The 15,774-nt window shown below is 42.2% G+C and carries 14 protein-coding genes, 1 tRNA gene and 1 other RNA gene; 12 read left to right on the top strand and 4 right to left on the bottom strand.

Translation table 11 applies throughout. The features are described from left to right. From GDA45_07120 to gloB, 4 genes are all read left to right on the top strand, one after another. The coding region (locus GDA45_07120) for a glycosyltransferase family 25 protein (GenBank protein ID MBC6414632.1) at positions 1-867 on the top strand (867 nt) is incomplete at its 5' end. Between the two features lie 59 nt (positions 868-926). Beyond that, a complete protein-coding gene (locus GDA45_07115; GenBank protein MBC6414631.1) occupies positions 927-1,859 on the top strand; it encodes a glycosyltransferase family 25 protein in 933 nt (310 codons plus the stop codon). Positions 1,860-2,019: 160 nt separating this feature from the next. Continuing rightward, entirely contained in the window at positions 2,020-2,241 is a 222-nt protein-coding gene (hfq, locus tag GDA45_07110) for an RNA chaperone Hfq (protein MBC6414630.1), read from the top strand. Between the two features lie 23 nt (positions 2,242-2,264). After that, on the top strand, positions 2,265-3,062 hold the full coding sequence (gene gloB / locus GDA45_07105; protein ID MBC6414629.1) for a hydroxyacylglutathione hydrolase: 798 nt from the start codon (positions 2,265-2,267) through the stop codon (positions 3,060-3,062). Between the two features lie 41 nt (positions 3,063-3,103). Here the strand turns inward: gloB and GDA45_07100 are convergent, their stop codons facing one another. Next, entirely contained in the window at positions 3,104-4,768 is a 1,665-nt protein-coding gene (locus tag GDA45_07100) for a glutamine--tRNA ligase/YqeY domain fusion protein (protein ID MBC6414628.1), read from the bottom strand. A 163-nt stretch (positions 4,769-4,931) separates the two neighbouring features. On the opposite strand from GDA45_07100, the gene GDA45_07095 reads away from it, so the two are divergent. Genes GDA45_07095 through GDA45_07080 form a run of 4 tightly spaced genes read left to right on the top strand, consistent with a single transcriptional unit; the run spans position 4,932 to position 8,512 of the window. Further along, complete coding sequence (locus GDA45_07095) at positions 4,932-5,645, top strand: biotin--[acetyl-CoA-carboxylase] ligase (protein ID MBC6414627.1); 714 nt, start codon at positions 4,932-4,934, stop codon at positions 5,643-5,645. Beyond that, positions 5,614-6,387: a type III pantothenate kinase gene (locus tag GDA45_07090; GenBank protein ID MBC6414626.1), complete on the top strand. Its 774-nt coding sequence runs from the start codon at positions 5,614-5,616 to the stop codon at positions 6,385-6,387. Before GDA45_07095 ends, GDA45_07090 begins: the two co-directional genes overlap by 32 nt. Beyond that, complete coding sequence (gene nagZ / locus GDA45_07085; GenBank protein MBC6414625.1) at positions 6,377-7,423, top strand: beta-N-acetylhexosaminidase; 1,047 nt, start codon at positions 6,377-6,379, stop codon at positions 7,421-7,423. The genes GDA45_07090 and nagZ overlap by 11 nt, the downstream gene beginning before the upstream one ends. A gap of 3 nt (positions 7,424-7,426) precedes the next feature. Continuing rightward, a complete protein-coding gene (locus GDA45_07080) occupies positions 7,427-8,512 on the top strand; it encodes a mechanosensitive ion channel family protein (protein ID MBC6414624.1) in 1,086 nt (361 codons plus the stop codon). Between the two features lie 122 nt (positions 8,513-8,634). On the opposite strand, the gene lpxB is transcribed toward GDA45_07080, so the two are convergent. Then, complete coding sequence (gene lpxB, locus GDA45_07075; GenBank protein ID MBC6414623.1) at positions 8,635-9,792, bottom strand: lipid-A-disaccharide synthase; 1,158 nt, start codon at positions 9,790-9,792, stop codon at positions 8,635-8,637. Positions 9,793-9,949: 157 nt separating this feature from the next. On the opposite strand from lpxB, the gene rnhB reads away from it, so the two are divergent. The 3 genes from rnhB to GDA45_07060 all read left to right on the top strand — a co-directional run bounded on the left by rnhB (position 9,950) and on the right by GDA45_07060 (position 14,244). After that, entirely contained in the window at positions 9,950-10,615 is a 666-nt protein-coding gene (rnhB, locus tag GDA45_07070; GenBank protein ID MBC6414622.1) for a ribonuclease HII, read from the top strand. 8 nt (positions 10,616-10,623) lie between these two features. Then, complete coding sequence (gene dnaE / locus GDA45_07065) at positions 10,624-14,157, top strand: DNA polymerase III subunit alpha (GenBank protein MBC6414621.1); 3,534 nt, start codon at positions 10,624-10,626, stop codon at positions 14,155-14,157. Between the two features lie 12 nt (positions 14,158-14,169). After that, a tRNA-Thr gene (locus GDA45_07060) sits at positions 14,170-14,244 on the top strand. Positions 14,245-14,289: 45 nt separating this feature from the next. Here the strand turns inward: GDA45_07060 and rnpB are convergent. Both rnpB and moaB read right to left on the bottom strand, forming a co-directional pair. Next, positions 14,290-14,628: RNase P RNA component class A (gene rnpB, locus GDA45_07055), an RNA gene on the bottom strand. A 55-nt stretch (positions 14,629-14,683) separates the two neighbouring features. Then, positions 14,684-15,205 (bottom strand): molybdenum cofactor biosynthesis protein B, encoded by a 522-nt coding sequence (gene moaB / locus GDA45_07050; GenBank protein MBC6414620.1) that lies wholly within the window; start codon positions 15,203-15,205, stop codon positions 14,684-14,686. Between the two features lie 65 nt (positions 15,206-15,270). Here moaB and GDA45_07045 point away from each other — a divergent pair, with 65 nt between their 5' ends. After that, a complete protein-coding gene (locus GDA45_07045) occupies positions 15,271-15,762 on the top strand; it encodes a molybdenum cofactor biosynthesis protein MoaE (GenBank protein MBC6414619.1) in 492 nt (163 codons plus the stop codon). The last annotated feature ends 12 nt before the right edge of the window (positions 15,763-15,774 follow it).

Raw genomic sequence — 15,774 nt, 5'->3', positions numbered from 1 at the left:
CAACTTGATGCTTTTAACTTGCAGTATCAATTCATAGATGGAATAGATAAATATGATTTGCACTCTCAAGCATACCGTGAGGCGATAGCAGACCAGCTAGGCATAGATGCGCAGCAGCTAGATTATTTTTTCAAAACGCATCATAAATCTGATTTAGGTGCTGTTGCTTGTAGTCTGAGTCACATTAAGGTCTATGATTTAATGATAAAAAACAATATTTCCCGAGCTTGCGTATTAGAAGATGATGGTCGGCTATTACCTACTTTCCCAAAAATATTCGCTGAGTCCCAAGTATTTCTGCACGACATCATAATGTTTGGTCATGTATCAGGTTTTATTCATGCTATATTACACAAACCCAAGAAGGATCTTATAATTAAGAGAGGAAAGAAATCAATAAGAGATATTTTCAGCATTTATGCAAGCAGTATATATAAGCTGATAAGGTATAAAAAGTATTACCCACAACTACCTTTATATATGGTATATTCCATTTTTTTTGCTATCGTCAGAGAGGCTTTTATGCTTGCTTTGAAATTAAAAGGAGCCCATGTCTATTCAAAAATGAGCATGGTTAAAATAGGTGGTATACCTTCTTTGGATAAACCTCCTCGGCATAGGTTTAGCTCTAACCACCGTCTAACGGAGCCTTGGCTTAACAAATTTGCTGCAACATCTGGCATGGGTTATATGCTAACGCGTTCGGCAGCGATTAAATGGAAACAGGCTACTATGGATATGTGTGCAGCTTTTGATATAGTTCATGGGGCATTATATTGCCGGGAAGATTTAGACCTCCTTATTGTTTGTCCTCCTTGTATTATCGCACTACCCACCTACACACACTATAGTGTCCACTCTAAGTAAGAGATGACCTTTCCTCATTTAATTTAGATTTTATCAGCAAGACTTGCGAATGCCTATAAATGCCTTATCCACCTATCTATATTATTAGCTTAAAACGGACACCAGAGAGACGGCTTTCCATGAAAAGACAACTTGATGCTTTTAACTTACAGTATCAATTCATAGATGGAATAGATAAATATGATTTGCACTCTCAAGCATACCGTGAGGCGATAGCAGACCAGCTAGACATAGACGCGCAGCAGCTAGAATATTTTTTCAAAACGCATCATAAATATGATATAGGTTCTATTGCTTGTAGTCTGAGTCACATTAAGGTCTATGATTTAATGATAAAAAACAACATTTCCCGAGCTTGCGTATTAGAAGATGATTGCCAGCTATTACCCACTTTTCCACAAATATTGGCTGAGTCCCAAGTATTTCTGCGCGATATCATAATGTTTGGCCATGTATCAGGTTTTATTTATACTATATTACACAAACCTAAGAAGGATCTTATAAGTAAGAGAGGAAGATCAATAAGCGATATTTTTAGCATTTATGCAAGCAGTATATATAAGCTGATAAGGTATAAAAAGTATTACCCACAACTACCTTTATATATGGTATATTCCATTTTTTTAGCTACCGCCAGAGGTGCTTTTATGCTTGCTTTGAAATCAGAATACGCGCGGACAGATTCAACAATAAGCATGGTTAAAATAGGTGGTATACCTTCTTTGGATAAATCTCCTCGGCATAGGTTTAGCTCTAACCATCGTCTTGTGGAGCCTTGCCCGAAACCAGCTACCCCAACGTCTGGCATGGGTTATATACTAACGCTTTCGGCAGCGATTAAATGGAAACAGGCTACTATGGATATGTGTTTATCTTTTGATGATGCTCATGGGGCATTATATAAAAAGGGAGATTTAGATCTCCTGATTGTTTGCCCTCCTTGTATTATTGGACTACCTGCCTACATACACAATAGTGTCCACTTTAAGTAAGAGATGACCTTTACTCATTAGCTCTTTAATTGTGTGACTAAAACTTTCTAGTGCCGATACTTCCCTTTCAATTGGATATAAGCCAATCTGTGTTAAAATAAAAAATTATGCACATCTTATAATTGAGATAAAGCAAAAATTATAATTAGAGGAGAGAATAATGGCTAAGGCAGAAACTGTACAGGAACCGTTTTTGAATGCCCTTAGAAAAGAAAAAGTTTCTGTTTCAATCTATTTGGTAAACGGCATTAAATTACAAGGTCATATAGAATCTTACGATCAGTTTATTATTTTGCTGAAAAACGGTAACTCACAAATAATATATAAGCATGCTATATCAACTATTGTTGCCGAAAAGACGGTTCAAATAGAAAGAAAATAGCAATCCTTACACTGCATAAAGCTATGTGGCAAGTGCAAGCGATTCCAGCATTTACTGATAATTATCTATGGTTGCTAAAAAATGACTACGGTCATAATGCGGCTATCGTAGATCCTGGTGATGCTACACCAGTTATTGCAACGCTGCAGAAGAATGCGCTTGAACTATCGGCAATATTGATTACCCACCACCATGCCGATCATATTGGCGGTATAGCCGAACTAATTAAGCATTATCCCGAAGCCCGAGTTTATGCGCCCAAAGACTCTCGCATTCCTATGGTTGATTATGTTGTCGATGAAGGATTTAGCTTTACGCTTAGCTTTTTGCCTGCTTCTTTTGAGGTTATCGAGGTTCCTGGCCATACTGCTACGCATATTGCTTTCTACAGCGAAGCTGTCGGTTCCGTAGCGCCGCGGCTATTCTGCGGCGACACCGTCTTTGCTTGTGGCTGCGGTCGTTTATTTGAAGGGAGTGCTAGTCAGATGCACAGTTCTCTAAGTAAAATAAAGGCCTTGCCGCCAGACACCGAAATCTACTGTGCACACGAATATACGCTCGATAATATCCAATTTGCAAAGTGGGTGGAGCCCGATAATGTTGATTTGTTGGCACGCGAAAAAGAAGCCAAAGCATTGCGCACAGCAGGTAAATATACGGTACCTTCGCAGCTAGCATACGAGTGCAAGAGCAATCCATTCTTACGCTTTGACCAACCCAATGTCAAAGCGGCGGCAGAGCGTCATGTCGGACATGCTTTAGCCAATGAGGCTGAAGTATTTGGAGTATTGCGTAATTGGAAAGACACTGAGTTTGATTAGCCTATGTCTTGCTAGTTGGATACTGAGTTTATTCTATTGATCTATTTACTACTAATTTTTGCCCAAGTGTCACGCAAAGTGATAGTGCGATTAAATACTGGTCGCTCAGTTGAATAGTCTTTGTTATCCGCACAAAAATAACCTAGTCTTTCAAATTGTATGTAACTATCGTGCGGTGTTTGCAAAGCATCGGCTTCGACCAGACCGTCTTTTATTGTTATTAACGAATTTAGATTGATAGCATCTTCTATATTTTGGTGAGCGAGTGGGTTTTCAGTATTGAATAATCTATCGTAGAGGCGTATTTCGGCACTTTTTGCGTGTGCTGCGCTTAGCCAGTGTATGGTGCCTTTGACTTTGCGTTGATCGGCACTACCCCCACCGCGAGTTTGTGGGTCATAGCGGCAGTGGAGCTCGCTAATTTTCCCATTTTTATCTTTGACCAGATCTACGCAAGTGATGTAGTAGGCATATTTAAGGCGCACTTCTCGTCCGCGAGCAAGACGAAAGAATTTCTTAGGAGGATCTTCGCTAAAATCATCATAATCTATATAGAGTTCCCGTGAGAAAGCTAAAGGACGAGTACCGGCTTTCTCATCGTTAGGGTTATTGGCGGCATCCAGGTATTCTACTTTGCCTTCCGGATAGTTAAGGATTATTACTTTGAGTGGCTTTACCACCGCCATTCTTCGCAGTGCGACTTTATTTAGCGTGTCGCGCACACAATTTTCAAATAGTGCAAAATCGATCCAGCTATCTTTTTTAGTCAAGCCGATACAGCTACAAAAATCACGTATCGCTTTAGGCGGAACCCCGCGTCTTCGCATACCAGACAGAGTCATCAAGCGAGGATCGTCCCAGTCGTCGACTAAACCTTTATCTATTAATAGCTTGATCTTTCGTTTGCTGCTAATCGTATAGTTTAGCTGCAAGCGTGCAAATTCAATCTGTTGAGGATGTGCAGTTCCTAATTTATCCAAAAACCAATCGTATAGTGGGCGATGGTCTTCAAACTCAAGTGTGCATAATGAATGGGTAATGCGTTCTATAGCATCGGATATGCAATGCGAAAAATCGTAAGTCGGATAAATATGCCATCTTTTCTTAAATCTGCTATGCTCAGCGTTTTGTATTCTATAAATAATTGGATCGCGCATATTGAGATTCGGCGATTTCATATCTATTTTGGCACGTAGCACATGTGTACCCTTTTCATAGACACCCTTTCTCATTTTTTCAAATAGAGTCAAGTTTTCACTTATGCTACGCTCACGATACGGACTGTCGGTGCCGGCTTCGGTTAAAGTTCCTCTATAGTGGCGTATTTCTTCAGCACTGAGGCTACAGACATAAGCGAGTTTCTTTTCAATAAGTTGTATCGCATAGTAATAAAACTGTCCAAAATAATCCGACGCATAACAGCACATATGTCTTTCAAAACCTAGCCAGCGCACATAGTCTTTAATGGCTTCTACATATTCCGCACTTTCTTTTTCAGGATTGGTGTCGTCAAAACGCAAGTTGCAATAACCGTTATACTTTTGGGCGATGCCGAAGTTCAAGCAGATCGATTTTGCATGACCTATATGCAAATGCCCATTCGGTTCAGGTGGAAAGCGCGTATGCACGCGCCCTTTATTTTTGCCGATTTTGATGTCTTGCTCTATAATTTGTTCGATGAAATTAGATGGTGTATGACTCTCCATAGTTTTTCCAGAGTTTGTTAGTATATCCGTTAAATTTTCTTGCCAGCATATTGTTCGATAATGTAGTTTTCAGATGTATATCACGAATCAACATGGGTGTCCGAGCGATATAATCAAATCCTTGGTATCGTCCGTACCATCGTTGCTGGCAGGTGTCTACCTATTGGATAGATGCTCATCAACCAACGACTACCTATTATACCGCCCACCACCACCACAAGACAAGTTTAATTTGTGTGTTGCCTATACTCAAAGTGCCGGTCGCGGTCGCCATGGTAAAACTTGGCATTCCGACCACCCAGGCATTTATTTGTCGGTTTCATGGCAAGTGACCGATCAAATTACCAACGATGGCTGGTTACTTTTGACAACTGCTATGCGTCTTGCCGAGAGCTTACAAGCACTGGGTATCCGCGATTTAGGGATTAAGTGGCCGAATGATTTATATTATAAAAATGCAAAGCTCGCCGGTATGCTCATTGAGTTACACGGTGATATAGCGATAATGGGCATTGGTTTGAATATCACAACGCCTAACCAAGCGGTGAACGACTCTAAAATACATTGGGTAGGGTTGGATAAAACTACTATAGCGATGCCGACTTATACCCAGCTACTGACTCTAGTGGTAACTGCAGTGCTTAAAGTTTGCAAACCAATTATTGTCAAGGAAAACAAGGAGTTGTTCTCAAAATTTGATGTGTTGTATAACCAAAGCATCGAGATAGAGCATAAAGGGAAAAAGGTATCGGTTATTGCCAAAGGTATCGACCATAAAGCGCGCCTACTCGTCGAGTATAACGGGCAGATAAAAGCATACAGTTACGCCGAGACCAAAGTTTATAATGACCAAATTATTGATAGATATAGGCAATAGCTTGTGCAAATATGCGTGTGTTGACGGACGACGCATTAAAATGCACGGTTGTTTTGCTGTTGATCAGCTTAATCAGGTATCTAATATTGTCGAGCGATGTGAGTCGGCAATACCCAGCCAGTGTTACATAATGAGCGTTGCAAGTCAGGATGTTAATACTTCAGTTGCCGATGCGGTTCTACAACATCTCGGATATAAGCCGATTTTACTGGATAAAAAAATGCCGCTATGCGGACTGAGTAGCGAGTATAATGCTACACAGCTAGGGATTGATAGAATAGCTGTGATAATTGCTGCCTGGCATCGCCTAAAGCGTGCGAGCATCGTAATAGACTGTGGAACAGCAGTGACGATAGATCTAGTAAATGATGCAGGAGTGCATAAAGGTGGAATGATTATACCCAGCGATGCGCTAATGCGCTTTGCTCTATCTAAAGGTACGGCACGATTGAATTATTTTAGCGATACCAATAAGCCAGCGCGCCTTTGGGCAACAAACACCGAAGATGCGATTGCCTTTGGATGCCGATCGGCACTGGCTGCAGCAGTCATTGCTATCGTGCAGAGAATGCGTCATCAATTCAAGCACGATATTTCGGTGCTAGCAACCGGCGGCAATGCTGATGTGCTTAAAAATGATGGCGATTTTTGCGCAATCAATCAACTGTCGGTTATCCCCACGCTAAACTTTGAAGGGATGATGATAATGATAGAGGAGAACATAGACGCACATGGTAGATAGAGCAGGCTTTTTAATCGTCGGCATCAAAGGCTTAGAAATCTCGCCAGCTGAGCGTGATTTGTTAAAACATCCGGCTATTGCTGGAGTAATTTTATTTAAGCATAACTATGTCAATAAACTGCAATTAAAGGAATTGATAGACGCGCTACACGATATCAAACGCGGATTGATCGTGACAGTTGATCAAGAATGTCGCGAGGTGCAAGTACTTAAGAAGGATTTTACTCAACTACCGATGCCGATTGAAATCGGCAACTATTACGATAAAGATATAGAAGCGTCAACAAAACTAGCTTATGCTTACGGTGTAGTGATAGGTGCTGAGATGCGTGACATAAATATAGATTTGAGTTATACACCGGTGCTGGATATGGCACACTTTGGTGGTGTCATAGGTGGCCGAGCCTTTCATAGCAACCCTGAGGTAGTCATTGCACTTGCCAGCAATATGATTACTGGTTTACACAACAGCGGTTTGCCTGCTTGCGGCAAACACTTTCCTGGGCACGGTTCGGTTGCTGGCGACACGCATACTGATAAAGTTTTTGATAACCGGACTATGTCCGAAATAGAAGCACACGACTTATATCCTTATACTAGGCTGATTAAAAATGCATTTTTAGATGTTGTTATGTTGTCGCATGTCATTTATAGCGCGGTCTCCGATCAACCGGCAAGTCTATCCGAGTATTGGATAAAGAGTATATTACGAGAGCAGCTAGATTTTAACGGACTGGTCTGCACGGATGCGTTGGAAATGGTCGGTTGCGGCGATGTTCATCCAACCCTACTCAAGCAAGCGCTTGATGCAGGGTGTGATTTACTCATGTTTTGCCACCCCAGCGTGTCGTCGCTAGAGCAATTATTAGCTGATTTTAGCGATGCCGAGATAGAACATTACAATCGCCTAAGTTCGCAACACTTAGCTATAATAGATACCCACATACATAATAGAGTCCCACTGGCAACTAAACATTACTTGACCGCAGTCTCTGCAGTTGAAAAATTTAATAGCCAATCGGTCAATAAGCACTAAATAATGGATATAAAAACTTACTTAAAACAACTACAAGCCATGTTCCCCGACACCGGTTCGGAAATATGGACAGTAGTCATTATATTTAGCTCTGTTTTTATTCTGCTTTTATTTAACTGGTTGGTTAATTTGTTAGTGATCATGCTTATCAAAAAGGCTGATACTACAAAAACAGTATGGGATGAAATCATACTCAACAGTATCAAGCCACCGTTAAGATTATTGATCTGGGTTGTTGGCCTTAGCTACATAGCCGAGTTTATTTGGGATACTCTACACGAATTACATTTGGTCTCCAAAGTCAGCACACTATCTATTATTTACGCTTTGGCTTGGTTTGCTGTCAGATTACTCAACAGCATTGATCGCCATATCGCCACTCAAGGATACCAAGGAAAACTCTTAGATGCTACGAGTATGCGGGCGGTCAATAAATTATTGCGTATTGCGACAATTATCACTGCGATATTGCTAACGATGCAGACCCTAGGTTATAACATCTCAGGCGTTTTAGCGTTCGGTGGTGTCGGTGGGTTGATCGTCGGTCTGGCTGCTAAAGATATGCTTGCCAATTTCTTCGGTGGTTTGATGATTTATCTGGATCGTCCTTTTCAAGAAGGCGACTGGATACGCTCGTCGGATCGCGATATAGAAGGCACCGTAGTGAGTATAGGTTGGCGGCTAACACAAATCCGCACTTTTGACAGATGTCCTCTTTATGTACCGAACTCAATGTTTACCAGTATTATCCTCGAGAATCCCTCGCGCATGTCTCATCGCCGCTTCAATGAAACCATCGGAGTGCGCTACGATGATATCGCCAAAGTCCCGGTTATAGCGCAGCAGATTGAACAGATGATGATTGAGCACAGTGAGATAGACGAACAAGAAGGTTTAGTCGTCAGTCTCAATGAATTCAGCGATTCATCGGTCAATATCAAAATTTATGGATTTACCAAAAATAAAGATCTGGCTCCTTATCAAGCGACCAAACAAGATATACTACTTAAGATAAGCAAAATTATAGAAGCGCAGGGTGCAGAGATAGCTTTCCCGACGCGCACTTTACATATCACCCCGACCGAATAATGGAGACTACTTTTTGCCTTTCGTATCACGCATCTAGTACACTGCAGAGATTTCCAACAAGTTCACACCGCCGGCCATAACCGTATCGATAATCTGCCTGGTATAGATGCCAGTAGGGTGTCCTAATCTATCAGCTTGTATATCAGCTCGCAAGTAGTTTTAGCTGCCGATGCATTGCCGAAGCTATTGCGTAGTGCGAGCAATTCTCTCGCCATAGTTCTGCGCATTTCGGAATCGTTGAGTAGTTTACAAGCGTGATTGGATAAATTCTCAGGTGTCGCATCGTTTTGTAAATATTCGGCTACTAGGGGGCGGTCAGCAATAATATTCGGCATACTCGCATAGCGTATTTTGATAAACCATCTCAGCAGCCAGTAACTGAGCGGTGCAAGTTTATGTGTTGCGATATGCGGGGTTCCGCATAGTGCAAGTTGCAAGGTTGCGGTGCCGGTTGCGCTAATTGCCAGGTCTGCATTTTTCATTTCACTATAAGTATGCTGATTACTTAAGTCACAATCTAATCTATGGTTGTTTAGATATCTACGGTAGAGATTGATATCTATATCGGGTGCGACCAGCAAGCGAAAATGAATATCATCATTGAGTCGTTGTTGCATAATCATTGCTGTTTTTATCAACAGAGGTAATAAGCGTTTGATTTCTCCCTTTCTGCTACCGGGTAGCAACAGCACAGTTTTGTTTTTTCCTTGATTGTTTATAGGTTCAGGGTTGTGCGCTTCCCATTCTTTTAGGTCTTCAATCAGCGGGTGACCGACATAACTTACCGGCACTTTGTGCTGTTGATAAAATCTCTTTTCAAAAGGAAATATTACTGCCATATGATTGATATATCGCTTTATTTTTTTAATTCGGTATTGGCGCCATGCCCATAGTTGAGGGCTGATGTAGTAGAGTATTTTAATATTGTGTTTAGATGCGATGCGCGCCAGCTTCAGATTGAATTCAGGATAATCTACTAGCACCAATAAATCGGGTGGGTTGTCAATCAGTGCTTGTTTGAGGGTTCGGAAAGCGCTGCGCAACGCCGGATAATGCGTTAAAATCTCGACGATACCGATGACCGCCAGCGGTTCTGCGTTGACCAATAAGTGCATCCCGGCTTGCTTCATCTTTTGCATACCCATGCCATAACATTCTATATGCTCATCCTTTTGCAACCGTTCAATTAATTTTGCCGCGTGTTTATCTCCTGACGCTTCACCAGAGACGAACATAATTTTTTTTCGAGCATCAGTTTTCATAAGGTCTTGTTTAGGCATAAATTATTTATTGAGTCGTTAATCTGAGATTGTCCGCCTATACCGTAAATAGAACAGCGGTGTTTGTATTATTTGCATAGTTATATAATAAGCTATTGATCGATTCTATTTTAGAATGTCCTACGCTTTTCGATAAATTATAGATAAGAAATAAAATATGAGTTGCGCATCAGTTATTTTAAGAAATCAAGCACTACCTGATTTCAGCGAAAGATATATCGGTGGTGTTGACGAGGCAGGGCGCGGTGCTTTAGCAGGGCCGGTCGTTGCTGCGGTGGTTATTTTAGATGCACAGTCTCCTGTTAAAGGCTGTGTCGACTCGAAGAAACTATCGGAAAGTCGGCGAGATTATCTGGCTGCCCAGATAAAAAAGACCGCTTTAGCTTGGTCTATTGGCAGTGCTGAAAATGAAGAGATCGACAGATTGAATATACTGAATGCAACATTACTAGCGATGCAGAGAGCTATTGAGAGTCTCAAAATTAAACCGCAACGACTATTGATTGACGGTAATCGTTGTCCATCAAGCACCATACGATGTCATGCGGTGATCAATGGTGATAATAGGGTGATGTCTATTGCTGCAGCTTCTATTTTGGCTAAGACAACGCGAGATGCACAAATGCGTTTATGGTCTGATAAGTATCCGCTATATCACCTAGCTGAGCATAAAGGCTATGCGACCCGTAAACATATTGCAGCATTGGCAAATTACGGAAGCTGTCCACTACACAGAGTGAGTTGGCGCAAAGTGCGCGAGGTGGTTGCACAGCGGCCATCTGCAGAGCAAATAAACGAGCATCATCACTCACAGTTGCCTTAGAGAAGCCAATGAACCCGTTCGTACATTTGCATCTGCATAGCGAGTATTCAATCAAAGATAGCGTATTACGTATACCTGCTCTTTTTGCAAAAGCGAAGGATTTACGATTTTCAGCTATTGCGATAAGTGATGTAAATAATCTCTTTGCGACTGTCAAGTTCTACACCGAAGCGATAGCTTGTGGCATCAAGCCAATTATAGGTTGTGAATTATCGATACGCCCTGATGCACTTTCACCATCTGTCGATCAATGCGTAGTTTTATGCCTTAATGAAAAAGGTTATCATAATTTAATTCACTTGGTTTCATTGGCTTATTTGAAAGGCTACGACGGTGAGCAGCCGTTGGTTGGGCGAGACGATTTAGAGCAGTATAACGAAGGGTTGTTAATACTTTCCGCAGCATTACGCGGTAGCCTTGGACAAGCACTGTTATGCAACGACACATCACAAGTTGATAAGTTGATTGGATACTGGGCTTCGGTATTTAAGGAACGTTTTTATATAGAACTTCAGCATACCCAACGCGACAACGAGCAACACTATATAGCAAAAGCGATTTGTCTTGCCAAGTATACATCACTACCAGTAGTTGCCAGTAATGATGTGTGCTTTCTAGAAAAGAAGGATTTTGATGCGCATGAAATTAAAGTTTGTATTGCCCAGGGTCGCACCTTAAACGACGAACGCCGACGACAAGGCATCTATAGCCAAGAGCAATATCTTAAGAGTGGAGATGAGATGGCAGCGTTGTTTAAGGATATACCCAGTGCCATCCGCAATAGCGTAGAAATAGCGCAACGGTGCACGGTCGAACTGCAACTAAAGCAAACCCACATGCCGTTGTTTCCTATTGCCGCAGGTAGCAGCGCCGAGGACAAGCTAAGATTAGATGCTAGGGCTGGATTAAAGAATTACTTAAGCGCCAGGACGGATTTGGATGCGCAGGACTACACCGAGCGTTTGGAGGAAGAATTAAAGATAATTTGCCAGATGGATTATGAAGGTTACTTTTTAATCGTTGCTGACTTTATTATGTGGGCTAAAAATGAAGGTATTCCGGTCGGTCCTGGACGCGGTTCTGGTGCGGGGTCCTTGGTCGCCTATAGCTTAGGCATTACTGAGATTGATCCTTTGCAATATGGTTTATTTTTTGAACGATTTCTCAATCCAGAGCGTATGTCCTTGCCTGATTTTGATGTTGATTTTTGTATCGAAGGGCGAGATCGAGTTATACAGTATGTTATCGACCGCTATGGTAGCGATAATGTAAGCCAGATTATTACTTTTGGTAGTTTGGCTGCGAAAGCAGCTGTGCGTGATGTCACCCGCGTACTGAGTTATTCCTATACACTAGGCGACGAGATAGTCAAACTGATACCGTCGCGTTTGAATATCAAATTACGCGAAGCCCTTGCAGAATCTACCGAGTTAAAAGATCGTTATAACAACGAAGACAAAGTCAAAAGGATACTTGATAGCGCATTGGATATAGAAGGTTTAGTGCGCAATGCCAGCCAGCACGCCGGAGGTATAGTCATTGCACCCAAACCTTTGACCGACTATACCGCGCTGTATAAGGATACTGAGAGTCAAAATGCAGCCACACATCTTGATATGAAGGATATAGAAAAAGTCGGTCTGGTTAAGTTTGATTTTCTTGGGCTTAAGACTCTGACTATTATTCATAAGACCTGGGCGAATATTAAACGCTACGACGATTCGATATCTGAAATTGCACAAATACCGCTGGATGATGCTAAAACCTATCGCTTATTACAGCACGCAGATACAACTGCGCTATTTCAACTAGAATCGGACGGTATGCGCCGTTTAATCAGAAAACTGAAACCCGATAGATTTGAAGATATCGTCGCACTCGTTGCACTATATCGCCCAGGTCCCTTAAAAGCAGGCATGGACGACGAATATGTGAGCCGTAAACACGGCAAAAAGTTTACCTATCAACATCCATCATTAAAGCCGATACTAAATGAGACCTATGGCATTATCTTGTACCAAGAACAAGTGATGCAGATTGCGCAGGTGCTATGCAGTTATACTCTGGGTTCAGCCGATATCCTGCGTCGCGCAATGGGGAAGAAAATTGCCAGCGAAATGGCTAACCAGCGGGAAAATTTCATTGCCGGTGCGATGAAAAATGGTGTTGATAATGATACGGCAACGACACTTTTTGATTTGATAGAGCATTTTGCTGGCTACGGTTTCAACAAAGCACATTCGGTTGCTTATGCACTCATCGCTTACCAGACTGCTTGGCTTAAGAGTAACCATAGCGGTGCTTTTATGGCTGCAGTATTGACTTCGGAAATCTCGGATACTGATAAAATTATTGGTGCGTTGGACGAATGTCGCCGTTTGAAATTAATAATAATACCCCCTGATATCAATCAATCCAACTACGAGTTCAACGAAATTGAGCGTGGCAAGATAATTTATGGTTTAGGTGCGATACGCCAAGTAGGTCACGAGATAATTGAAATTATTACTCAGGAGCGTGACACCAACGGACCTTATAAATCGCTGACTGATTTTTGTACTCGCTTAGTAGGGAAGGTTAGAAGTAATATGATTGAAGCACTGATAACCGCCGGTGCTTTCGACAATATAGAAGCAGATAGAGGCTTGGCATTACAATCGTTAGAGAGTGTTTATGCGTTAGCGGAACAAGCTGCACGAGATTACAAAAGCGGTCAAACTAGTCTATTCGGTGATGAAATTGTCGAGCAAGCTAGCGCGCAACCGCTACCCAGCCATACTGACGCGTTACATCGCGAAGAGCTTTTAACGCTGGAGAAAAATAGCTTAGGATTTTATTTAACCGACCATCCGATGCACCTATATAGAGACGCGCTTCAAAGCATCGTTGACTACAAGAACCTGTGTGAGTTTATGCGTTCTACTAGAACCTTGAAAACTGCAGAGAAGGAGTCGGCTTGGCTGGCCGGTATCATCACTAAAATTAGGCGCAGGATTATGTACCGCAAGCCATCACAACAGAAGAAACAGGAGGCTGATGAAGCACCAACATCTAGCGGAAAGACTGCAGCATTTTTCACCCTGGATGACGGCACTGATAAACTTGATCTAGCCCTTTTTGATAGCGATTATAAAAAGTGTGAAAGCCAGCTTTCTTATGAAGGCGTTGTCGTCGTCAGTGCATATCGAACGGTTTACGATATTCAGAACAACAATGATCGTTGGCGAGCGTCAATGATAATGACGGTTGCGGAAGCGCAAAAATTCTTTGCTAAAAATCTCAATATTGTATGGGATGTTGGCGGTTTGGATGGTGCACAACAAGGCGATAGTTTGATTGACAAATTAACTAACACACTACAGCCGTTCATCAAATCCTCCAACGGTTGTAAAGTATATATATTATTTCGCAATGCCAATGCAGAGACTCGTATGATGCTATCTGAGTCGTACAAAGTGGAACCTTGTGAACGACTATTCACCAACATAAAAAGCATCCCAGGCATCGAGAATGTTACAGTAGAATATAGTCAACCTGATTAGAGCTTATCCAATGCCGGGGTAGCACAATGGTAGTGCAGCGCACTTGTAATGCGAAGGTTGGGGGTTCAAGTCCTCTCCTCGGCACCACTCATCCTGACATATGGTATTGACAAAATGTGCTGAATAGAACTAGGGGTGAGTTGGTCTATAAGCCGGGTTCTGTTTAGACAGTCATCCATCTGGGATATATGTTGCCATATACCTCTTGCGGTTTACCCGAGAGACTAGCACGGGCAATGCTCAATGCTCTCCTATTTAACCTTGCTCCAGGTGGGGTTTACCATGCCACCAATGTTACCATTGATGCGGTGTGCTCTTACCACGCCTTTTCACCCTTACCTCTAAGTGAGGCGGTATTTTTTCTGTGGCACTTGCCATGGGCTCACACCCTCCAGGCGTTACCTGGCACCTTGCCCTGCGGAGCCCGGACTTTCCTCTATGCGATTGCACAGCGACTGTCCGACCAACTCTGCACAAGCATAACATAATTTATCAACAGCTATCATACTTGTGCGGTATTGATTGATTATTTTTCTTTGAGTCTCGGTATGAGTTCAACCAAGTTGCACGGGCGAGTTCTATAATCAAGCTGATGATCGATAATATCATCCCAAGCCTCAGCGCAGGCCGACGGTGAGCCTGGTAGACAGAATATATAGGTTGCATTTGCAACACCGGCGACCGCGCGTGATTGTAAGGTAGAACTTCCGATTTTATCGTACGATATAGCTCTGAAGGTCTCGCCGAATCCGTCAATTTCTTTGTCAAACAATACGCAGATTGCTTCTGGTGTGCCGTCTCGCCCGGTTACACCAGTGCCGCCGCTACTGATAATAGCGTCGACTTGTTGATCGGCAATCCATTGTGAGACTACTGCGCGAATTGCGTAGATATCGTCTTTAACAATATGCCGATCGTATATTTTATGCCCTTTATCGCTTATGCGTTTTTCAAGTATGTTTCCAGAGCGATCATCGGCAAGCACACGCGAGTCAGAGATCGTCAGTAAGGTAATATTTAACGGAATAAAGTTGCGTTTTTCACTCATGATTTGTCTGTGCCTGTGCAATAGTTCTAGTGTTATACTATACGCATCCCTAAAACGGAGGTATTATGGTTTGCGATACCGCTAATGATATAAACAAACAACTGCATAAGCAAGTTGAAATTTTAGAACAACCATTTGATGCTTTTGACAAAATAAGAGCATATCAAGCGGATTTGGCGATAGAAAAAACCGGTGCTTTGTCCCTGTTTGTAGGTACGATGCGCGATTTTAATCAAGATAAAAAAGTGCAGAGCATGTTACTTGAGCATTATCCGCAGATGACGCAAAAATATATAGTTGCGCAAATGGTTAAAATGTATAACCGTTATTCAATCAACAACATTCGCATCGTACATCGCATTGGCACGATATATCCCGGCGATACGATTGTCGTCGTCGCAGTGTGGGCTGCGCATCGTCGCGATGCGATAGCAGCCAACCATTATTTAGTAGAGCAGCTGAAATCGAAAGCACCTTTCTGGAAAAAAGAGATACTGGCTGATCAAAGCACCCATTGGGTAGAAACGAATACGCCGAGTGCGGAGATAACTGTATAATTGCCATATCAA

The sequence above is a fragment of the Chromatiales bacterium genome (genome assembly GCA_014323925.1).
Classification (GTDB): domain Bacteria; phylum Pseudomonadota; class Gammaproteobacteria; order Poriferisulfidales; family Oxydemutatoraceae; genus SP5GCR1.
Note: the sequence above shows the minus strand (reverse complement) of the source record. Positions and strands in the feature narration are given on the sequence as shown.

Excerpts from the sequence above, each read along its gene's own strand:
- hfq (MBC6414630.1), top strand. The coding sequence starts at position 2,020 with ATGGCTAAGGCAGAAACTGTACAGGAACCGTTTTTGAATGCCCTTAGA.
- GDA45_07080 (MBC6414624.1), top strand. The coding sequence starts at position 7,427 with ATGGATATAAAAACTTACTTAAAACAACTACAAGCCATGTTCCCCGAC.
- lpxB (MBC6414623.1), bottom strand. The coding sequence starts at position 9,792 with ATGCCTAAACAAGACCTTATGAAAACTGATGCTCGAAAAAAAATTATG.
- moaB (MBC6414620.1), bottom strand. The coding sequence starts at position 15,205 with ATGAGTGAAAAACGCAACTTTATTCCGTTAAATATTACCTTACTGACG.
- gloB (MBC6414629.1), top strand. The coding sequence starts at position 2,265 with ATGTGGCAAGTGCAAGCGATTCCAGCATTTACTGATAATTATCTATGG.
- GDA45_07100 (MBC6414628.1), bottom strand. The coding sequence starts at position 4,768 with ATGGAGAGTCATACACCATCTAATTTCATCGAACAAATTATAGAGCAA.
- dnaE (MBC6414621.1), top strand. The coding sequence starts at position 10,624 with ATGAACCCGTTCGTACATTTGCATCTGCATAGCGAGTATTCAATCAAA.
- GDA45_07090 (MBC6414626.1), top strand. The coding sequence starts at position 5,614 with ATGACCAAATTATTGATAGATATAGGCAATAGCTTGTGCAAATATGCG.
- rnhB (MBC6414622.1), top strand. The coding sequence starts at position 9,950 with ATGAGTTGCGCATCAGTTATTTTAAGAAATCAAGCACTACCTGATTTC.
- GDA45_07045 (MBC6414619.1), top strand. The coding sequence starts at position 15,271 with ATGGTTTGCGATACCGCTAATGATATAAACAAACAACTGCATAAGCAA.
- nagZ (MBC6414625.1), top strand. The coding sequence starts at position 6,377 with ATGGTAGATAGAGCAGGCTTTTTAATCGTCGGCATCAAAGGCTTAGAA.
- GDA45_07115 (MBC6414631.1), top strand. The coding sequence starts at position 927 with ATGCCTTATCCACCTATCTATATTATTAGCTTAAAACGGACACCAGAG.